General features: G+C 68.1%; 15 protein-coding genes. 12 read left to right on the top strand and 3 right to left on the bottom strand.

Annotated features, from left to right (window positions below; all coding sequences use genetic code 11):
- Nucleotides 1-707: 707 nt before the first annotated feature.
- Nucleotides 708-1,472, bottom strand: a complete 765-nt coding sequence (locus tag ACQP0P_RS43125; protein ID WP_433367582.1) for an IclR family transcriptional regulator — start codon at nucleotides 1,470-1,472, stop codon at nucleotides 708-710.
- Between the two features lie 138 nt (nucleotides 1,473-1,610).
- Between ACQP0P_RS43125 and ACQP0P_RS43120 the strand changes: the two genes are divergently transcribed.
- Genes ACQP0P_RS43120 through ACQP0P_RS43080 form a run of 9 tightly spaced genes read left to right on the top strand, consistent with a single transcriptional unit; the run spans nucleotide 1,611 to nucleotide 10,631 of the window.
- A complete protein-coding gene (locus tag ACQP0P_RS43120; RefSeq protein ID WP_433367579.1) occupies nucleotides 1,611-2,975 on the top strand; it encodes an MFS transporter in 1,365 nt (454 codons plus the stop codon).
- Nucleotides 2,976-3,025: 50 nt separating this feature from the next.
- A complete protein-coding gene (locus ACQP0P_RS43115) occupies nucleotides 3,026-3,220 on the top strand; it encodes a tautomerase family protein (RefSeq protein ID WP_433367576.1) in 195 nt (64 codons plus the stop codon).
- Nucleotides 3,221-3,257: 37 nt separating this feature from the next.
- Nucleotides 3,258-4,028 (top strand): SDR family NAD(P)-dependent oxidoreductase, encoded by a 771-nt coding sequence (locus tag ACQP0P_RS43110; protein ID WP_433367573.1) that lies wholly within the window; start codon nucleotides 3,258-3,260, stop codon nucleotides 4,026-4,028.
- A gap of 10 nt (nucleotides 4,029-4,038) precedes the next feature.
- The gene (locus tag ACQP0P_RS43105; RefSeq protein WP_433367570.1) at nucleotides 4,039-4,815 is read left to right on the top strand and encodes an alpha/beta fold hydrolase; all 777 of its coding nucleotides are present in this window, start codon (nucleotides 4,039-4,041) and stop codon (nucleotides 4,813-4,815) included.
- Nucleotides 4,812-5,510: an SDR family NAD(P)-dependent oxidoreductase gene (locus ACQP0P_RS43100; protein WP_433367567.1), complete on the top strand. Its 699-nt coding sequence runs from the start codon at nucleotides 4,812-4,814 to the stop codon at nucleotides 5,508-5,510. The genes ACQP0P_RS43105 and ACQP0P_RS43100 overlap by 4 nt, the downstream gene beginning before the upstream one ends.
- Nucleotides 5,511-5,568: 58 nt before the next feature.
- Nucleotides 5,569-6,411, top strand: a complete 843-nt coding sequence (locus ACQP0P_RS43095) for an alpha/beta fold hydrolase (protein ID WP_433367564.1) — start codon at nucleotides 5,569-5,571, stop codon at nucleotides 6,409-6,411.
- 6 nt (nucleotides 6,412-6,417) lie between these two features.
- On the top strand, nucleotides 6,418-8,418 hold the full coding sequence (locus tag ACQP0P_RS43090; protein WP_433367561.1) for a flavin-containing monooxygenase: 2,001 nt from the start codon (nucleotides 6,418-6,420) through the stop codon (nucleotides 8,416-8,418).
- Nucleotides 8,415-9,389 (top strand): PDR/VanB family oxidoreductase, encoded by a 975-nt coding sequence (locus ACQP0P_RS43085; protein WP_433367559.1) that lies wholly within the window; start codon nucleotides 8,415-8,417, stop codon nucleotides 9,387-9,389. The genes ACQP0P_RS43090 and ACQP0P_RS43085 overlap by 4 nt, the downstream gene beginning before the upstream one ends.
- A gap of 33 nt (nucleotides 9,390-9,422) precedes the next feature.
- Complete coding sequence (locus ACQP0P_RS43080; RefSeq protein WP_433367556.1) at nucleotides 9,423-10,631, top strand: cytochrome P450; 1,209 nt, start codon at nucleotides 9,423-9,425, stop codon at nucleotides 10,629-10,631.
- 275 nt (nucleotides 10,632-10,906) lie between these two features.
- Here ACQP0P_RS43080 and ACQP0P_RS43075 read toward each other — a convergent pair whose 3' ends face one another.
- Complete coding sequence (locus tag ACQP0P_RS43075) at nucleotides 10,907-13,501, bottom strand: collagenase (protein WP_433367553.1); 2,595 nt, start codon at nucleotides 13,499-13,501, stop codon at nucleotides 10,907-10,909.
- 469 nt (nucleotides 13,502-13,970) lie between these two features.
- Here ACQP0P_RS43075 and ACQP0P_RS43070 point away from each other — a divergent pair, with 469 nt between their 5' ends.
- The 3 genes from ACQP0P_RS43070 (at nucleotide 13,971) to ACQP0P_RS43060 (ending at nucleotide 17,153) form a co-directional block, all read left to right on the top strand.
- Entirely contained in the window at nucleotides 13,971-14,924 is a 954-nt protein-coding gene (locus tag ACQP0P_RS43070; RefSeq protein ID WP_433367550.1) for a LysR family transcriptional regulator, read from the top strand.
- A gap of 328 nt (nucleotides 14,925-15,252) precedes the next feature.
- The gene (locus tag ACQP0P_RS43065) at nucleotides 15,253-16,035 is read left to right on the top strand and encodes a neutral zinc metallopeptidase (protein WP_433367547.1); all 783 of its coding nucleotides are present in this window, start codon (nucleotides 15,253-15,255) and stop codon (nucleotides 16,033-16,035) included.
- A 494-nt stretch (nucleotides 16,036-16,529) separates the two neighbouring features.
- The gene (locus ACQP0P_RS43060) at nucleotides 16,530-17,153 is read left to right on the top strand and encodes a hypothetical protein (RefSeq protein ID WP_433367544.1); all 624 of its coding nucleotides are present in this window, start codon (nucleotides 16,530-16,532) and stop codon (nucleotides 17,151-17,153) included.
- A 198-nt stretch (nucleotides 17,154-17,351) separates the two neighbouring features.
- On the opposite strand, the gene ACQP0P_RS43055 is transcribed toward ACQP0P_RS43060, so the two are convergent.
- Nucleotides 17,352-19,445, bottom strand: a complete 2,094-nt coding sequence (locus tag ACQP0P_RS43055; RefSeq protein WP_433367541.1) for a C2 family cysteine protease — start codon at nucleotides 19,443-19,445, stop codon at nucleotides 17,352-17,354.
- Nucleotides 19,446-19,713 lie beyond the last annotated feature (268 nt).

Below are 19,713 nucleotides of genomic sequence, written 5' to 3'. Positions count from 1 at the left end.
CGGCGGGCAACGCGCCTATCCCGCCCCAAGACGCCGGATGCGCCCGGGAGCGGGACTGATGCGCGGACGGTTCCCACGTTCACTGCCGACCGATCGAGAGGTGAGGTGCCCGGCTATACCCCTGCGGCCTCGCCACGGCTACGCCGTAGTCCTTCACCGTGACCTTCCAGGCCCAGCAGGGGAAACCGACCTGGAAGTTCACCGAGACCGCCTCCGCCATGGCACGGCGAGGCAGTGACGGTGACGCACCGCTGACCAGCCCACATCCACCGGGTTGGAGCCGGCACGCTATCGAGAGGCGTAACAACACCGGTTCCTCGCGTACACCTTCCTCTCTCGCTCACCGGGCCCGGCCCATCCGGTAGTCCCGAGCCGACCCGACTTCGTCGCGGCTGCTCCCACCCTTCCCGGCGTTCCTCCAGGTCAGGCTGCCGCCAGCTTCACCTGTCCGCTACGACAGACAGGCGGCGGAGTCCTTTCACCTCCGCTCGGTCCAACAGCACTTCGCGGCGCACCCCCTCATAACGTGGAGACCGAACCAAGAGAGGTTCGGTCGTGTCAGGAACCACGAGACGTCGCCTTGATCCGGAGTTCCGGGCCGGAGCAGTGAGGATCCCTTTCGCGATCACTGGCCTACGGCTGCACACGGTGACACCCGGCCGTATGTGATCGCTAAGGGGAGCACGCTGAACCCCAGGTCAGGGGCCTTAGGCGATGCGGGCGAGGGTGATCCTGCGTTGGGCATCCGCGGCGGCGTCGATGAGACGCCTGCCGATCTCGGCGAGGTCCGCGGTCTGCATCCGATAGCTGGGCATGCACACGGAGATACCGGCGATCGGCCTTCGGCGGGCGTCGACGACCGCGACTCCGACGCCTCCGACTTCGGGACGGTAGGAGCCGCGGTTGATCGCGTATCCACGGGCGCGCACTTGAGACAACTCCTCGCGGATCTCGGCCTGGTCCGTCATCGACCGCTCGGTATAGCGCTGCAGCGGGACGGCCAGGATCCAGTTGAGTGTTTCGGCGGGTAGGGCGGCCATGAGTGCGAGTCCCGGCGACACACAGTGGGCGGGGGAGCGGCTTCCGAGGGTGCTGACGGAGCGGACCGGTTTCGGTGAGACCAGCTGTTCCAGATAGATGATGTGCCGGCCGTGGAGCTCGGTGAGATGGACGGTCTCCTTGGTGGCATCGTGGAGTTCTTCCAGGATCGGCCGCAATGTGGCCTTGAGGTCGTGCTTCGCCTGCGTGGAGGGCGAGAGGCCGAGGATTCCGGGGCCGAGCCGGTAGTGCAGGTCCGCGTCCTTCACCAACCAGCCACGATCGACGAGTGTCTTGGCGAGCCGGAAGGCGGTCGCCTTTCCGGTGCCGAGCCGGTCCGCGAGCTGGGTGACGGTGAGGCCGCTGCTTTCGGCCAGGAGCTCGATCATCGTCAGCGCCCGGTTCACCGATGACAGTGCCTTGGTGTCAGCCATGTTGTTCACCATAGCGGACCGATCCCCGGAAGAAGTGTTCCGCTATGGTGAACAACCTATTGCGCATTGAGAAACTGCCTGCATATGGTGCACACCACCCCCCCGCAATCGCTGGGGCCCCGGCCTTAGGAGAACCACGTGGACGATGTCAACGGCGTGCGCAAACGCCAGGTGCGATCGGCTGGCATCGCATCCATCACCGGATGGGCGATGGACCTGTATGACCTCACCGTCATCCTGTTCGTGGCCTCGACCATCGGTCCGCTGCTGTTCCCGGAGGGGAACGCGACCCTGCAGCTGACGTTCGTGTACGCCTCGTTCGCGGTCACTCTGCTACTGAGGCCGCTCGGCTCGGCGCTCTTCGGTGCCTACGCAGACCGCAACGGACGCAAACTCGCCATGCTCGTGTCCATCAGCGGTGTCGGCATCTCGACCGCCCTGATGGGCGCCGTACCCACCTACGAGACGGCGGGCTACCTCGCGCCGTCGTTGTTCCTCCTTCTGCGAATGATCCAGGGCATCTTCGTGGGCGGGGTTGTGGCGTCGACGCACACGCTCGGAACCGAGACCGTCCAGCCCGGGCATCGCGGCCTGATGTCGGGCCTGGTCGCGGGTGGCGGCGCGGGTGCCGGAGCCGTCCTGGCGTCGATCGCCTTCTTCGTGATCTCCACGCTGTTCCCGGGAGAGGCCTTCACCACCATGGGGTGGCGGGTCATGTTCTTCACCGGCATCGTCACGGCCATCTTCAGCTTCTACGTCTACCGCCGGACCGAAGAGTCCCCGCTGTGGGCCAAGAACCAGGAGCGTCCCGCCCGGCAGAAGTCGCCCCTGCGGCAGGTCTTCACCGGCCGGTATCGCACCGTGATGCTGGTCAACACCACCGTCACCGCCGGCGGCGCCGCGTTCTACTACCTCACGGTGGGCTTCTTCCCGACCTTCTTCGGTGCGAACATCGGCATCGAGAAGACCCCCGCGGCGATCATCCTGATCATCGCCAACCTGGGTGTGATCGCGGGTGGCATCGTCGGTGGCCGGCTCAGCGACCGGTACGGCCGCCGTCCGGTGTTCGTCGGGTTCGGGACGCTCGTCCTCGTCGCGGTTCCCTTCGTGTACCCGTGGCTGGCGGATCGTCAGCCCGGCGAGGTCGTCCTGGTCACGGTGGTCGCGGCCCTTATGGCCTTCGTGGTGATGGCGGCGGGCGCACCGATGCTCATCTTCCTCAACGAGCGCTTCCCCACCGAGATCCGCGCCACCGGCACGGGGCTGAGCTGGAACCTCGGCTTCGCGATCGGCGGTGTGATGCCCGCGATCGTGACCTTCTTCAGCCCGGAGGTCAGCGACATCCCCTCCCGCCTGGCGATGGGCATCGCCGCCTTCGGCGTGCTGTTCCTGCTGGGGGCGTTCATCGCCGGCGAAACCCGCCATCTGGGCCTCGGCGAGGCGGCCTCCGGTACCGGCTCCGACCGTCCGGCGGGTCTGGACGACCCGGTCGCGCAGAACTGACCCGGCCGGCGACCGCCACCCTTTTCCATCGACGCACTCGGAGGAGTGTCATGCCCCTGATCCGCATCAACCACGCCGCACCGCTGAGCCCGGAGGTCGTCGAGAACCTGCTCCGAACCGTCACAGACGCGTACGTCACGGCGACCGGCTCCGACCCGGCGGCGGTGCACGTACTCGTCGAGCGGGTGCAGCCGGAGAACTGGGCGGTGGGAGGCACCAGCCTCGCCGCCCGGAAAGCCCGCTGAACGCACGATGCCCCAACACCGAAAGGACGCCACGACCATGTCCCATCCCCCGCACGGTCCACTGAGTGACCGGACCGCCGTCGTCACCGGCGCAGGAGGCGGCCTCGGCCGGGCGGTGGCGCGCGCTCTCGCACGATCGGGCGCTCGCGTGGCGTGTGGCGACCTCGACGGGCAGGCTTCGTCGGAGACGGCGCAGGGCATCGTCTCCGACGGAGGGACGGCGCTGTCGTGGCAGGTCGACGTCACCGACGCGGCAGCCGTGCAGGGCTGGCGAGACGAGGTCACCACGCGTCTGGGCCCGGCGTCGATCATCGTCAACGTCGCCGGCGCGATCGACCGGCGGCTGCTCCTCGACCTTGATCACGACGCGTTCATGCGCGCCGTGGACGTCAACCTCGGCGGTCCTTACGCGGTCATCCGGGCGTTCGCCCAGGACCTGCTGGATCGCGGGAACGGCCGGATCGTCAACGTCGCCTCGGTGGCGGGCCTGACCGGATACCCGTGCCCCAGCTATGCCGCGTCCAAGGCGGGACTGGTCAACCTGACCCGGTCCCTCCTCACCGACTTCTGGGGAACCGGCATCACCGTCAACGCCGTGTGCCCGGGCGCGATGGACACGGCCATGTTCAATTCGGCGCAGATCCCCGAGATGGCGCGGCGTAGCCCGGCCGGGAGGATCGTCACCCTGGACGAGGTCGCCGCCACCGTGGAGTTCCTGTGCCAGGACGCCGCGGCCGGGGTGAACGGCGTCGCCCTGCCCGTCGACGGCGGAGCCACCGCCGTCATCAAGTACTTCGACAATGAGTGAGGCATCGGCGATGACGACGGGTCCGGACGACCGCGAGGTCGTCGTGCTCCTCCACAGCCTCGGGACGGACCGGCGCCTGTGGCAGCACCAGGTCACGGCCCTCGCCGGCCGATACCGGGTGATCACTCCCGACAGCCGGGGTCATGGAGGCACGGCCTGGAAGGGGCCGCTGCGTCTGGAGGACTGGGTCGCCGACCTGCACGCGGAACTCGCCTCCGTCTCCGGCGAGGTGCACCTGGTGGGTCTTTCCATGGGCGGCATCCAGGCGGTGGCGTACGCCGAGCGGCATCCCGATCGCGTTCGCAGCCTGGTGCTCGCCAACACCTTCGCCACGCTCGCGCCCGAGATCGCCGACCGCCGGATGGAGACCATCGGGCGGGGAGTGTCCGAGCAGGGCATGGCGGGCTACGCCGAGACGTACCTGGGAGAGACCCTCACCCGGCCGCTCGCGGCCGGGGACCGCGCCGTGCTGCACGACGCCATCGCCTCCGTCTCGGCCGAGGCGTACCTCGCCTCCTCCGAGGTCACCTTCCGGGTGGACAACACCGGTCGCCTGGCCGGCATCGGCGTTCCCACGCTCGTGCTCGCGGGAGCGGACGACGACAAGACCCCGTTGCCGTTGTCGCGGGAACTGGAGCACGGCATCCCTGGGGCTACCCTTCGGGTAATCCCCCAGGCCGGCCATTTGTCCAATATCGAGAACCCGGAAGCGTTCACCGAAGCGCTGACGACGTTCTTCGCCGCGGTCGGCGGCGAGCGGCACCTGGGGAAGGAGACGGCTGTATGACGGTCACCGTCATCACTGGAGGCGCGAGCGGGATCGGTGCGGCCATCACCCGATCCCTGTGCGCGGACGGGCTGCGGGTCGTCGTCGTCGACCTGCGCGTTCCCGAGGAGCGAGTCGACGGCGCGGAGTACGTCGTGGCCGACCTGAGCACCGCCGACGGCATAGCGGCGATGTGCGAAGGGCTCGCCGCCGGCGGCGTGACCCAGGTCGACCACCTCGTGCACTGCGCGGCGGCCACCCACTGGTCGTCGTTCCGCGACACCGAGCGTGAGGTGTGGCAGCGCGTGCTGCGCACCAACCTGGAGGGGAGCATCGCGCTCACCCAGGCGATCGTCCCGATGATGGTCAAGGGCGGCCGGATCGTGCTGTTCGCCTCCGGCACGGTGTTCAAGGGGCCGCGCAACCTCTTCGCCTACGTCGCCTCGAAGGCGGGGGTCATCGGGTTCGCCCGCTGCCTGGCCGACGAACTCGGCGACGACGAGATCACGGTGAACGTGATCAGCCCGGGCATCACCGCGACGCCGATGATCGCGCCGATGGCGCACACCGAGGAGGCGAACATCAGCAGCCGCTCGCTGAAGCGCCGCGCCCTTCCGGAGGACATCGTCGGGCCGGTCAGATTCCTGCTCTCCCCGGGCGCCGCCTTCGTCACCGGCCAGACGCTCTGCGTCGACGGCGGCTCAGTGAAGCACTGAGCCCCCCGCAAACACATCACCGAAACACATCACAGTACTGAAGAGGAAGGGCACAAGCGTGACCAAGCCCAGTCGCCCCGTGCAGACAGTCATGGCCGGAGGTTTCCGCACCGCCTATGTCGAGGCCGGTGACCCCCAGCGCGACACGGTCGTACTCATCCATGACGGCGGTTTCGGCACCACCGCGGAACTCTGCTGGGGACCGGTGATCGACGCCCTGTCCAAGGACTTCCACGTGGTCGCGCCGGAACTCCTCGGCTGGGGCGGCACCGACAAGGCCGTCTTCCTCGACCGGTCCCCCTACGCGGCGCGCATCGTGCACATCGCCGCCTTCTGCCAGGCGCTGGACATCGACCGGGCACACTTCGTCGGCGCCTCCTTCGGCGGCTCCCTGCTGCTGCGGGCCCTGGTGGAACCCGGCAGTCCCTGGCCGGTCGACCGCGCCGTCAGCATCTCCGGCACCGGTGGACCGTTCCGGGTCCCCGAGGGCATCGCCGCGCTCGCCGACTATGAGCCCAGCCTTGAGGCGGCCGAGAAGATGACCCGGTTGATCGTCCGCAGCACCGAAGGACTGGACGACCACATCCGCCGGCGGCATGAGAACAGCCTCATCCCCGGCCACTGGGAGTCGCTGATGGCGCCGCGGCTGAGCAACCCCGCCGTGCAGCGGCAGCTTCCCCCGGACACCTTCCTTGACCGGATGCGCGAGCTGGAGACGCCGCTGCTGCTCGTCGAGGGACGGTACGACACGCTTCTGGAGACCGGATGGTCCAAGAAGCTGACCGACCTCGCGCCCGGGGCGACCGCTGTGGAGGTCGACTACAGCCACGAGCCGAACATCGAGGCCCCGGAGGAGACAAGCCGCATGATCGCCGCTTTCCTCCACAACGGGACAGTGTGACCACCGATGCCGATGCACCGAGAGCACCGTGACGTCATCGGTTCCGCCGAACTCGACTACGACCACATCCTGCCGATCACCGAGGACGACGACTTCATCGCGCGGGCGCTGGCGGAGGCGGAAGTGCCCGCCCTGCTGGCCGCGCTGGCACTGGTCGACGACGATCCCGAACTGCTCGGCGACCAGTTCAAGCCGCCGCTGCCCCCCATGGACTCCGTGATCGCTCCGCAGGGAGGGATGAGCGCGGCGAGCCTGGAGCGCGCACGCGAGGTGGCGCTCAAGGCGCTCGTCCGTTTCCGTGACCGCGGGTCGGTCCTCGCCGAGGAGCCGGGCACGGACGTCCTCAACCGCAGCATGCGGTTCCTCACCAAGGACGCCGGACCCGAATACCTCCCACTGCTCCGCCACGAACTGGGGCTTCCCCGCGGATACGGGGCACCGAACTGGTCGAAGCAGGACATCGCCCCGGAGACGGACTTCACCGTCGCCGTCATCGGGGCCGGCATCGCCGGCATGGCCGCGGCGTACCGCCTCCGCCAGGCCGGTGTGCCGTTCGTGATGTTCGAGAAGAACCCGGAGGTGGGCGGCACCTGGTGGGAGAACGTCTACCCCGGGTGCCGGCTCGACACCCCGAACTACGCCTACAGCTACTCGTTCGCCCAGAAGCCGGACTGGCCGCAGCAGTTCTCCGAGCAGGTGGAGATCGAGGCCTATCTCCAGGACGTGGCGACCCGGTTCGGGCTGCGTCCGCACATCCGCTTCGGCACCGAGGTCGTCGAGGCCCGCTTCGACGAGGCGGCGCTGGGGTGGAACGTGACCACCCGGGACTCCGACGGCGACACCGCCACCCACCACTTCCAGGCGATCATCACCGCGGTCGGGCAGCTCAACCGCCCCAACATCCCCGACATCCCCGGCCGGGACACCTTCGCGGGCCGCTCGTTCCATTCCGCGCAATGGGACCGGGACCTCGACCTCACCGGCCTGCGGGTGGCGGTGATCGGCACCGGCGCCAGCGCGTACCAGATCGTGCCCTCGATCGCCGGCCAGGTCGACCACCTCACGGTGTTCCAGCGCAACGCGCCGTGGATGCTGCCCACACCGACCTACCACGATGACATCCGGCCCGGCATGTCCTGGCTGCTGCGTCACGTGCCGTACTACGGCCGCTGGTACCGGTTCTGGCAGTTCTGGCTGGCTGCCGAGGGCCGGCTGCCGTTCGTCAAGGTCGATCCCGAGTGGACCGATCCGGACTCGACGTCCGCCGCGAACGCCGAACTGCGCCGCCAGCTGCTGGAGCACCTGCGCCGCCAGCTCACCGACCGCCCGGATCTGCTGGCCAAGATGACCCCCACCTACCCGCCCGGCGCCAAGCGGATGACCCGGGACAACGGGGTGTGGGCGGACGCGCTGAAGCGCCCGAACGTCGGCCTCGTCGTCGACCCCATCGAGGCCATCACCGAGAAGGGGGTGCGCACGGCCGACGGGACCGTGCACGAGGTCGACCTCATCGTCTACGCCACCGGCTTCCTCGCCTCGGACTATCTGGAGCCGATGACGATCCGCGGGCGAGACGACCTCGACCTTCATGAGTACTGGGGTGGGGACGCCCGTGCCTACCTCGGGGTCACCGTGCCCAGGTTCCCCAACCTGTTCATGCTGATGGGGCCCAACACCGGCGTGGTGGTCAACGGCAGCGCGATCTTCATGGCGGAGTGCGCGGCCGAGTACACCGTCGAGTGCATCGGGGAGCTGCTGCGATCCGGGTACCGGTCCCTCGACCCGCAGGAGAGCGCCCTGAAGGAGTTCTGCGACCGGGTCGACGCCGGCAACAAGCTCAGGGCCTGGGGCGCCGTCCAGGTCAGCACCTGGTACCAGAACCGGTTCGGGCGGGCCTCCCAGGTCTGGCCGTTCGCGCTGCAGGAGTACTACGAGATCACCCGCTCGCCCGACCTCGCCGACTACGAACTGCTGGGTCACCACACCGAACCGGAGAAGGCCGGATGACCGACCAGGACCTTTCCGTCCCCGCCAGGTCGGACCAGACCATCGTGCGCGTCGCCGCCAGAACCCAGGTCGCCGACGCCGTCGTCGCGCTGACCCTGGAACACCCCCAGGGCGAGCGGCTGCCGGCCTGGACTCCCGGCTCACATGTGGACCTGGTCCTGCCCAGTGGCCTGACCCGCCAGTACTCCCTGTGCGGCGACCGGTGGGACGCGTTCACCTACCGGGTGGCCGTACTCCGCGAGCCCGACGGCCGCGGCGGCTCCGCCGCCGTGCACGACACCCTGCGGCCCGGCGACCTGCTCGGGCTCGGCGGGCCCCGCAACCACTTCCCGATGGTGCCCTCGGACGAATATCTGTTCATCGCCGGAGGCATCGGGATCACCCCGCTGCTGCCGATGATCCGGCAGGCCGACATGGTGGGGGCCGAGTGGAAGCTGCTGTACGGCGGGCGCCGGCGCACGTCGATGGCCTTCCGCGACGAACTCGAGCGCTACGGCGACCGAGTGCGTCTCGTACCGCAGGACGAGTACGGCCTGCTGGACCTGGCCCCCTGGCTCGGCACGCCACGAGAAGGGGCGAAGGTCTACTGCTGCGGCCCCGCCCCCCTGCTCGCCGCGGTCGAGTCGGCCTGCTCCCCGTGGCCGGAGTACAGCCTGCGCACCGAGCGGTTCACCGCGCCGGAACTGGACGCGCCGGCACGCACGGGATCGTTCGAGGTCGAACTGCGCCGCTCGGGCAAGAGCGTCACCGTCGACCCGGACGTCTCCATCCTCGACGCGGTACGCGGCGCGGGCGTCGACATGCTCTCCTCCTGCAGGCAGGGCACCTGCGGCACCTGTGAGGCCGCGGTGCTCGACGGTATTCCCGACCACCGTGACTGCGTTCTGGACGAGGCGGAACGGGCCGCGGGCGACTGCATGCTCATCTGCGTTTCCCGCTCCCGCGGCGACCGCCTCGTCCTCGACCTGTGACCGAGCGTCCATCACGTTCACCGGAGCCGAATCATGACCTCCATCCACCAGGATGCCGCCGCCCTCCCCACCAGTGACATCGACCCGTTCGACCACGAGAACCTACGCGACCGAACCCCCATGCAGATCGCCCTGCGCGAGGCGGGCCCGGTGGTGTACCTCAACCGCTATGACGTCTACGCGCTGGGCCGCTACGACGAGGTCAGCGCCGCCATGCTCGACTGGCAGCACTTCCAGGTCGGCGCCGGTGTCGGTCTGGCCAACTTCCACACCGAGAAGCCTTGGCGCCCTCCCGCCATGCCGACTGAGTCGGACCCTCCCCTGCACGACGCCCCTCGCCGGGTACTCACCAAGGTCCTCAGCCCGCGGGTGCTCCAGCGGCTGCGCGAGCAGTGGACCGCGGACGCCGAGGAGCTCGTCGATCGGCTCGTCGCCGCGGGCGGCGAGTTCGATGCCATGCCCGCCCTGGCCGCCGCCTTCCCGCTCAAGGTCTTCCCCGACGCGGTCGGCCTGCCCGACGAAGGCCGGGAGGATCTCCTGGCCTACGGCGACCTGGTCTTCAACGCCTTCGGCCCCTTCAACGACCTTTTCACCCGCAGCGCGAAGCGGCTGGCCGAACTCTCCGCGTGGGTCACCACCCTGTGCGCCCGGGAGGTTCTCGCCGAGGGCGGGTTCGGCGCCGAGATCTGGGCCGCCTCCGATCGGGGCGACATCACGCCGCAGCAGGCGCCGCTCGTGGTGCGCTCACTGCTGTCGGCCGGGGTCGACACCACCGTGCACGGGATCGCCGCGATCCTGCACGCGTTCGCCACGCATCCGGAGCAGTGGCAGCGGCTACGTGAGCAGCCGCAGCTCGCGCGCGTCGCCTTCGACGAGGCCGTACGCTGGGCCTCCCCCCTGCGGATCGTGTTCCACACCACCGCCACGGAGACGGAGTTCGCCGGCACGACCGTCCCCAAGCACAAGAAGATCCTCATGCTGCTCGGTGCGGCCAACCACGACCCTCGCCGGTGGCACGATCCCGACGCTTTCGATCTCACCCGCGATCCGTCAGGCCACCTGGGTTTCGGCATGGGCATTCACCAGTGTGTCGGCCAGCACGTCGCCCGGCTTGAGGCCGAAGTCCTGCTTACCGTCCTCGCGCGCCGCATCAAGCAGATCGAGCCGGCCGCTCCGCCCCGCAGAGGCCTCAACAACACACTGGAGACCTGGGAGTCCCTCCCCATCCGGGTGAGCAGTTGAGGTCCCGCCTCCGTTATGCGTGGTCTGCGCTTCCTGCTTCGTGACCGGGACGCCGAATACCCCGCCGCCTTTTGTTTCTTGGTGAACGTCCAACGGATCCCCGCATTGAGGATGGCCAGGGTCCGCGGGTGACGGGGGCTGTAGTAGAGGTCGGCGTTCCCGGTGCCGGTGCCACGGTGAGATCTCTGTGGCGTCGAGACCCGGCCGGCGGTGCCGAGGGCCGGGACCGGACGTGAGGCCCGGTCCCGGCATGGATGATCAGCTGTTACGAGGCGTCAGTACTCGACCTTCACCGAGGCCCCGGAGAATGCGGTGGTGGCGTACAGGCTGATGTAGTGGTAGCCGGCCGCCGGGTTGGTCACCGTCAGGGTCTCGCTGTTGCCGGAGTCGGTCGACCGCTGCGTGTACGCCGACTTCGTGGCCCACGCGCTGGGGCTGTAGTAGAGGTCGGCGTTCCCGGTGCCGCCGGACGACGTGACGACGATCCTGGTAGTGCCGGCCGGGAGGTACAGGTAGAAGTAGGCGTGGTTACCGGCGGTCGCGGACACGTTGCCACGCCGGCAGTTCCTGCCCAGTTCCCTGGTGTCGGACGAGGTGCACTCGGGCAGGGTGCCGCCTCCGGACGTCACGGTCACCTGCCTGGTGGTCGACACGGTGGCGCCGCCGTTGTCGGTGACGGTCAGTTTCACCGGGTAGGTGCCCGCCGCGGCGTACGCGTGGGTGGGGTTCGCCGCGGTCGAGGACGCGCCGTCGCCGAATTCCCACGAGCGCGAGGCGATCGTGCCGTCGGAGTCGGTCGAGGTGTCGGTGAAGGTCGCGTTGAGGCCGCTGACCGTGGAGGTGAAGTTCGCGGTCGGCGGCTTGTTCGTGCCGCCGCCGCCCGAGCAGGAGCCGGACGCGCAGGCGGTGAGCCAGCTCGACCAGTCGCTGTCGTAGCGGGTGCCGATGGTGCTGGTCAGGAAGGTGCGGGCGCCGCTCCAGTTGCCCGTCCGGTAGTTGCCGAGGACGGTGCTGACGTCAGCCGGGTGCTTCTCGAACAGGTATCGCACGGCCAGGTAACCCCAGCGGTAGATGCGGGTCGTGTCGTGCGAGTAGTCGGTGTCGAACAGCGTCCTGAGCGGGTACGTCTTCTTGGCCGCCTCGGTGATCGCCGCGTCGTAGGTCACGTTCCGGTAGGAGTACGACACGTACTCGGCGAAGCCCTCGATCCACCAGATGGTCGGAGTGGTGATGCCGGCGGTGAAGTCGCCGTACATGTCGAACCGGCCGTCGAGGTAGTGGGTGTACTCGTGGTTGAGGTTCCAGATCTCGAACGCGGGCCGCAGCCACTCCGCCTCGTAGGCGATGAAGCGCGGCTGGTTACCGGCCGCGGCCGGGTCGCCCTCCAGGTACATGCCGCCGTTGTTGGTGTCGATGCCGAACATCGTCCCGGCGTAGTTCTGGTAGTCGGTGCTGGAGTGGAAGACGACGACTTCGATGGTGGTGTTGTTGTCGTTCGCCACGGGGCGGTTGCCGTCGTTCACCAGGTTGTGGAAGTACGCGTCCTGGCTCTTGAGGCTGTCGCAGGCGGTGGTGAGCTGCGCGGAGGTCAGGGCCTGCGCACGGATCGTGATGCTGGAGCTGCAGGTGTACCGGATCGGCAGAACGGCGGCCGCGAGCCGCGCCTGCAGGTCGCAGGTGTCGTAGTAGGAGCAGTTGGCCTTGTCGTAGTAGTCGGTCATCTCAGCGACGCCGACCCACATGGGCGCGGTCGTCCCGGAGATGTCGCCGCGGTCGAGCAGGGCCTTGGCCATCGGCCGCACCTTCGACCGCAGGGCGGTTTCCTGAAGGAAGCGGGCCATCTCCCGGCCGGCGTTCGACGCCAGGTAGCTCTGGTCGGTGCCGAGCAGGTTCCAGTTGTCGCCGGCGAAGCCGTACAGCGTGTCGATCACGCTGGGGTCCGCCTGGACGGCGGTCACGAACGCCGGGAGCTGGTGGCCGCGGAAGAGCACCGTGTAGACGTTGTTGACCGCGTTCAGCATCCACCAGCTCGCGTTGTAGGAGCTGTTGTAGCCATTGAGCAGCCGCTTCACCACGTAGAGGTAGCGGTCGTTCTCCTCGGCGCTGTCGATCAGCGTGACCGCCTCGGCCAGCACCTCGCCGTTGGCGTCGCTCACCGTCGAGGACGTGGAGTTGCCGAAGAAGGCGTCCAGGCCCGCCTCGATCGCGGTCTTGAGCGACGGGCCGTACGTGCCCACGGTGGACGCGTTGTACCAGTGCACGTAGTAGCCGGCGCGCAGGTAGAGCACGAGCTGAGCGGTGCCGGTGGAGTTGTCACCGGGGTAGTACGACCCGTTGTCACGCAGGCCGTACGCGACGCTGCTCATCTGCGCCTCGCGGAAGGCGTAGTAGGCGTCGCTGCCGGTGAGGCCGAACAGGGTGTTGACGCAGTCGGTCGTGGAGGACTTGATCTGCTGGACCAGGGCGCTTCCGGTCCGGCTGGTGAAGTCGCTCACGGTGCACGCGGCCGCCGCCTGCACCGTGGCGGCGGACTTCGCCTTCTCCTTCATGGACGGGCGCGGGTGCGCCGGGGCGGGCTCGGGCCGATCGTAGTCATGGCGCAGCCGCTCGGTGGAGGAGGGCATCGGCGCCCGTTCGCTGACCGGGAGCGGAGAACGCCGGACGTGGTCGGCGCCGTCGGTCGCGAGCAGCGCCGGCGCGGGGGGCGGCGTCTTACCCGCGGATGCCGTCACGACGGGCTTGGCGATGGGCTCGGTGGCGGCCGACGCGGCCGCCGGTTGTAGGGCGAGCCCCAGGCCGAGGGCCGGGACGAGGACGAACGCGGCCAGTGACGATTTTCTGAGCGCGCGCAGGGGTGGGGTGATTCCCACGAGCAACCTCCGGGGGGTGTGGAAGAACGAGCGTGAGGTTGGATGTGACAGGGGATGTCGCGGCGGCCGGAACGGGCCAGGACGCGGCGGGGGCTCCGCCGGGTCCTGGCGGACCGGCGGGCCACGTGGCTCAGGGATTCGGAGAGCGAAGTGGTGTTGCCGCCCGTAGTTTGGTGACGAAACCAGACCGGCGGTCATAAAGGCGCACATAGTTCTTGGTTATGACCCCGTTGCGGCCCCGTCTGAGCTGCGGCGGAGCGGGTTGGCCCGGCGCGAACAAGTGGGTGTCGTCCGGCCTCGTGCGGCACACGTGACCGGCCCGGAACCGGAATCGCGGCGTGCCGGAGCCTCCCCGGGCTGGTGGAGACGGGGGCGGGAAGGAGGAAGAAACAGTCATGCGTAAGGAGGGGCAACAAATTTTGTCCGAAAATTCAGGCACTGGTCATTAATTGCCGCATAATTCTTTGTTATGGATCTCGATATCCGTCATCTCCGTATGATCTGTGCGATAGCGGAGTCGGGCAGCCTGACCAGAGCGGCAGCTCAGGTGGGGCTTTCCCAGCCGGCCATGACGAACCTGCTGCGCCGGATGGAGACCTTCGTCGGGGGCGAGCTCTTCGTCCGCAGCCGCTCCGGGGTGGAGCCGACACCGCTTGGCAACCAGGTCATCGCCCGCGCCCGGATCGTCCTGTCCGAGGTCGACGCGCTCTTCGGCGACCTGCATGGGCCGTCGGAGACCCGGTCCCTGCGACTGGGCTCGGTCCACGTCGGTTGCGTAGGCAGCATCGTCAACCGGGTCGGCGACGTCCTGCCCGGGCGCGAGATCTCACTACGGATCGAGCCCTCCACGGCGCTGCTGGCGGAGGCGCTCACGCACGGGCGGCTCGACGCGGCGCTGCTCGGCGTCATCGAGGGCTTCGAGGTCACGCTGGCGCCGCCGGTCACCAGCCGGGCGCTGGTATACCGGTATCCGATATTCGTCGCCCTGTCAGCAGGGCACCCGCTCGCGGGAAACGAGGAGATCCGGCTGGCCGACCTCAAGGACGAGGCGTGGATCAGCCCTCCGGGAGCCGACGACGGCTCCCTTGCCGCGCTGCGGGCCTCGTGCCGGGCGGCCGGTTTCGAACCTCGGTTACGCTTCGAGGCGCCGAGCGGCGCCGGCCGCCCCCTGGTGGCGGACGGGCACGGCGTGCGGCTGGTCGATCCCTGCTGGACCGCGGCGCCGGGCACCGTCGTACGACCGCTCAGGGGAGAGCCACAGGTGGCACGGCTGCTCGTCGCGTGGCACAGGGACCGCCTGGGCGATGCGACCGCCGGGGCGCTCTATCGCGGCCTCGCCGCGGCGTTCGTCGACCACGTGCACGACAATCCCCTCTTCGGGCGCTGGTGGGAGGCACACCCCGAGGTACATCCGCTGGTGTGAGGCCGCTCGCCCGGGGACGCGCGTCCTGCCGGGAGACGGCCAGGCCGCTGGAGATCCATTCCCGGTACGGCCCCGAGCGCCTGGCCGGCCAACCGCGGCCGTGCGCGCCGTACAGGCCGCGTTGAAGCAGCGCTGGAAATCCCGTCTTCATGATGCTGTGCTGCTCAAGAGATACCTATGACGCGCATAGGTCACAACGCCTTGCCGTGGAATCAGTGAGCGACCCGGGACGAAGCAGCCCAAGTTGCCCATTTTCGAGATAAGGGAAGAAGCGGACGTACGTCAAACGTCTACCACTTCCAGACATATACCCCTAATGTTCATCGCCATGAAGATTCGTGCGATCATGGTGGCTGCCGGGGCGTCCGTCCTGCTCTTCTCCGGTACGACCAGTGCCTACGCGTATCCGGTCAACGATGCCCCGGACTTGACCAACAACTCTCTTTACGTCGCCGGTAAGCTCCCCGGCGCGGCATGCGCGAAGAAACCCGCCAAGGGAAAGACCCTGGCCTCGGTCACGAAACAGGTCAACGCGATCATCTCCTGCCTGAACAACACCTGGGGTTCCTACCTCAAGGAAGCCAACCTGCAGTTCGTCCCGACCCTGGTGGAGATGAAGGGCAAGTACAAGACCGACTGCCGAGGGCGGACGCTGAGCCCGAAGAAGTCAGCGGTCTTCTACTGCGGGAGACGCGCCAACTTCATCGTGCAGATCCGTTCTGACTGGATCAAGGCGTCCGACGACGTTCAGATTTTCGCGCAGCTGAGCTCGGCGTACGGCGAGCACGTGCAGAACATGGTCGACATCGCCGAGGCCTACAACGCCCTGCACGCCGACGACGGCACTGAGATGTCCGAACAGCTCCGCCGCTACAACCTGCAGGCGCAGTGCATCAGCGGAGTAACCGCCAAGAGCCTGTGGCCCGCTCTCGGCTACCCCGCCAAGGATGCCAAACGCCTGGCGGGCCTGGTGAAGGCCGGGGCGGACAACGGCAAGGGCGGCATCTTCGGCCAGGGGGCCAACCTGGCCTACTGGTTCAACCGGGGCCACTCCACCGGCAACCCCAAGTCGTGCAACACCTGGACCGCCCCGGTCGGCAAGGTCGCGTAGCCCGTCGCGGCGGAGTCCTGTTGCCGCCGTTTTCCCGTTCGACGGCACGGCTCTCACTTCGCGGGCGCCGTGCCGGACCTGGACGGGCTACCGGTGCACGCCCATGCCGATGAGCGTTGCGACACGAGGTCTGAGCTTCCTTCTGTAGTCCGGACACCGGTGGTGTGTCATCAGGTCATTCGACGCCCAGTGCCTTCTTCACCCGGAGGGCGACTTCATCGACGCTCCTCATCGCCTGCCACTCGCCCTCCTCTTCCTGTCCGCCCACGAGCTTCGAGCCGTTGGCGAAGGGCGGTAACGGTGCGCCCGGCCGAGGTGCAAGATCGCGCCGAGGCCATCCCCGATGGGTCCCGGGAGACCCCAACCCCGGCAGCCAGATCAAACCCTCGCCAGGGGCGAGTTGCGGGAGGCTCCTCCTGCGCCCAGCTCGTCGTGAGGAAGCGGGGAACCCGTCGAGAAAGCCCCACGTCTCAACAGTTGTGATCAACCAAGCGATGGCAACAGCACTGGTGATCGGATCGCTGCTGGGCGGAGCCGACGTGGCCCGCGCGGGCGCCGCCGAGATCCCCAAGGGGTTCCTGCTGACCGAGCCCGCAGCGACCGCGGGACCGATCGTGGAGGACGAGGAGTGGTGGAAGATCAGCAACAGTCTGTCCCGGCAGCTCGAACTCAATCCCTGTGGCACGAAGGGGAAACCCCGCGACGGCCGGGTCGCGATGCGCACCATCACATACTCGAACAGCGCTCCCTCCGGGAGCAGCGAACAGCTCGTGCTGTACAGGAGCACCGGGTCCGCCCAGGCCGCGTTCCGCAAGCTTCGGGCGGACCTGGCCAGGTGCCCGAGGCTGGCAACGGCGAAGGGCGACACCGGCTCCGGGTTCGGCTACGTCGGCAAGCCGTTGCGAGTCGGAGACGAGGCCCTGTCTGTCACAGGTCACTTGTACAAGCAGTGGAAGCGTGAGCGTGAGCCCGCCGAACTGGGGATCGTCGCCCGCCGGGGCGCCGCGCTGTTCTTCTACACCGACATCGGCAACGGTCTGGGAGCGGGCAAGAAAATCGTCAACCAGGCGAAGAAGATGACGAAGAAGGTGTGTGACCTGCCCGGGGTGTGCGGGTAAGTCGCCCGTTTCGGGAAAAGACCCATGTACCCCTCGCCGGTGTCGAGCAGTACCGGCAGGGGGCACCGTATGCCGCCGTGTGGCCCATGAGCCACCCGAGTCGACCGGCTCGGCGCCCGGAATCGCCGCGGCCCCTCAGCCGCGACGGCCACGGGCATGGCCGACGGCCTGGACCTTTGACGGGCCATGCGGGTGTGGTCAGGCGTGGCGGCTGACGACGGCGTACTGGACGTCGTGGAAGAAGTTCAGGAACTCCTGGAGAGACAGGGTGAACAGCCCGGTGTTCTGTTCGAAGGGGAGGTTCCCGTCCAGGTCGGGGGAGCCTCGGTGGTGCGGGTTGCGCAGGGTGACGGTCGACTTCTGGAGATCGAGAGCGGCGACCGCCTTGACGAGTGACGCCGCGTTCGTCAGCGCGGTGCCCAGCGCGGGGTTGGTCACGTAGTCGGGGGCCGGCGAGTCTCCCGCGAGCACCAGGCGGACCCCGCTGATCGCGTACTCGTGGCGGGCGAAGATGTAGGGGCACGGGCCGTGCTCGGCCATCGGCTCCGCCAGTGACGCGAGCAGCCTGACGACCCTGTCCGCCCAGAGCTCCTTCGACCGGAGCGGCCGCAGAGCCTTCGTGACCTGCGCGCACGCGTCCTGGAATACGGCGTCCCTCCCCAGGGTCGCGATGGTGTCACGTTCCTCGTCGAGTACGGGCCGCAGCTTCTTCCCGATCTCGGCGAAGTACTGTGCCAACGGGCCCTCGTACCGCTCTCCCAGCGCGATCAGCTCCGCACCGACCTTTCGCCAGCTCACCGAGGCGGTCGGCACCGCGATGCACGGCGAGCTCCCCGCCACCTGATCGGCCACCATGAGCAGCATGTTGAACAGCTCGCCGGTCACCAGGTCGAGCCGCTCCGGGCGCTCGACGACCGCCTTGCCCAACGGTTCCACCTTCACGCCGCGGCTGTAGCGGAGCCGGTGACCGTACAGGCAGGCGAAAAGTACCTCGGAGAACTGCATGCCTTCGCGGATCAGGCGATAGCCGTCCTCCTCCGGGGCGTCCTCGGTGGGAGCGTCGGTGAAGTAGAGGCCGTAGGCGGCGACGAAGGCGGCGAACGCCCTCTCCATGATCGGCACCCAGATGGCCGTCGTCACCGGGAACGCCTCTTCCAGGTACGCGTCGCCCCCCAGGGTCCTGCGGCGTTGCACCACGGAGTTCCCGCATATGGCCCTGACTCGGGCCCCCAGCAGGATGTTTTTCGCACCCAAGGTCGTGCTCTGTACGAAGAGCGGCTCGACGTCGACGAGCTGCGGCAGCCGGAACGATCGATCCATGAAGGAGATCGTCCGAGTGAACGTGACCAGGAAGGCCGACTTGTTCTTCCTGATCATCCGCTTCAGCTGATCGGGGTCGTGGTCGGCGATGGACGCGAGCAGGGACAGGAAGTAGCAGTCGCCGAGGCTTCCCTGGCATACGTCATCGCCGCTCGGCCCGCCCCCGAGGTACAGCTTCTCCTTCTCCTGGGTCAGGCGTACCACCTTCGGCAGCTTCTCGCCGGGGACTTCCGCCGGCTTGTCGAGGACCACGTCGCCGGAGTGGACGGTGAGCCCTTTGGCGACACGGGGCTCGGGCAGCTCGACCATGAAACCGTTCTGAGTCGAGAAGAGGTTCGGTCCGTGCAGGTGCAGCTTCGCGTACGCGGCCTTCGCCTTCATCTCGTCTGTCAGGAAGGTCCCCGGGCGCAGCGTCGCCGTGTCGAGCGCCACCCGAAGGGTGATGGACAGCTCACCGTGTTCCGCCTCCGCGTCGTCGAAGTCCGGCCCTCCGTCCGCGTACACCTCGATCAGATCGGCGAACGCCTCGGCGAGCTCGGGGGGAATGCATTTGAACGCCGCCTCGCGCTCCTTTCCCGTGCGGCCGGCCCACAGCCGCAATATGGTCGGCCACCGTCCTGCGCTGTCCTCGGCGGCGAAGTGCAGAGCGGCCTGCTCGGCCACCTTCCGTACGGCGCCGACCTTCAGCAGGAGACCCGACAACCGGTCGAGGTGTTTCTCCAGTCGCCCCTTCAGCATCGCCCGGCCGGGAACGGCGTCGGTCAGGCCCGTGATGGCGGACTGCACCGCCTCGCAGTGGGCGGCGAACTCCGGCACGCTCGTGACGTCCTGGATCGACGGCGCGGATCCGAGGGTGACGAGTGCCTCGACCTGGGCCGCGTCGGCGTCGGAGACCACCGCCGCGGCGTCCACCCAGCCGGTCTCGCTGCCGATCGTGATCCGGACATTTCCGCTTTCGATCTTAAAAGGCATGTCGGCGAAGGTGAAGACCGTCCCGAATGGGAGAATTTTTGGCGTTTTACTACCATCAGGGGTAAATCCAGACTCACTGATGAATGTTCCGTTCACAGGCCACTCCGGGGCGTATTTCAGGCCGAGTCGGCAGATCCTTTCACTTGGCCTGTATACGGTCAATGAATGGATACATCTTTGTGACTCCGGACAGGATTCCTCCTGGCCTTGCCGATCGAACTCCGCCCGCGGCACGAACACGGTGGACTCCTCCCCCGTCTGAAGATCG

The organism is Streptosporangium sp. CA-115845 (assembly GCF_050943795.1).
GTDB lineage: Bacteria > Actinomycetota > Actinomycetes > Streptosporangiales > Streptosporangiaceae > Streptosporangium.
Note: the sequence above shows the minus strand (reverse complement) of the source record. Positions and strands in the feature narration are given on the sequence as shown.

What these genes read in the sequence shown, in the direction of transcription:
- ACQP0P_RS43100 (WP_433367567.1), top strand. Translation starts at nt 4,812, where the DNA reads ATGACGGTCACCGTCATCACTGGAGGCGCGAGCGGGATCGGTGCGGCC.
- ACQP0P_RS43080 (WP_433367556.1), top strand. Translation starts at nt 9,423, where the DNA reads ATGACCTCCATCCACCAGGATGCCGCCGCCCTCCCCACCAGTGACATC.
- ACQP0P_RS43085 (WP_433367559.1), top strand. Translation starts at nt 8,415, where the DNA reads ATGACCGACCAGGACCTTTCCGTCCCCGCCAGGTCGGACCAGACCATC.
- ACQP0P_RS43065 (WP_433367547.1), top strand. Translation starts at nt 15,253, where the DNA reads ATGAAGATTCGTGCGATCATGGTGGCTGCCGGGGCGTCCGTCCTGCTC.
- ACQP0P_RS43060 (WP_433367544.1), top strand. Translation starts at nt 16,530, where the DNA reads ATGGCAACAGCACTGGTGATCGGATCGCTGCTGGGCGGAGCCGACGTG.
- ACQP0P_RS43115 (WP_433367576.1), top strand. Translation starts at nt 3,026, where the DNA reads ATGCCCCTGATCCGCATCAACCACGCCGCACCGCTGAGCCCGGAGGTC.
- ACQP0P_RS43105 (WP_433367570.1), top strand. Translation starts at nt 4,039, where the DNA reads ATGACGACGGGTCCGGACGACCGCGAGGTCGTCGTGCTCCTCCACAGC.
- ACQP0P_RS43110 (WP_433367573.1), top strand. Translation starts at nt 3,258, where the DNA reads ATGTCCCATCCCCCGCACGGTCCACTGAGTGACCGGACCGCCGTCGTC.
- ACQP0P_RS43125 (WP_433367582.1), bottom strand. Translation starts at nt 1,472, where the DNA reads ATGGCTGACACCAAGGCACTGTCATCGGTGAACCGGGCGCTGACGATG.
- ACQP0P_RS43055 (WP_433367541.1), bottom strand. Translation starts at nt 19,445, where the DNA reads ATGCCTTTTAAGATCGAAAGCGGAAATGTCCGGATCACGATCGGCAGC.
- ACQP0P_RS43090 (WP_433367561.1), top strand. Translation starts at nt 6,418, where the DNA reads ATGCCGATGCACCGAGAGCACCGTGACGTCATCGGTTCCGCCGAACTC.
- ACQP0P_RS43070 (WP_433367550.1), top strand. Translation starts at nt 13,971, where the DNA reads ATGGATCTCGATATCCGTCATCTCCGTATGATCTGTGCGATAGCGGAG.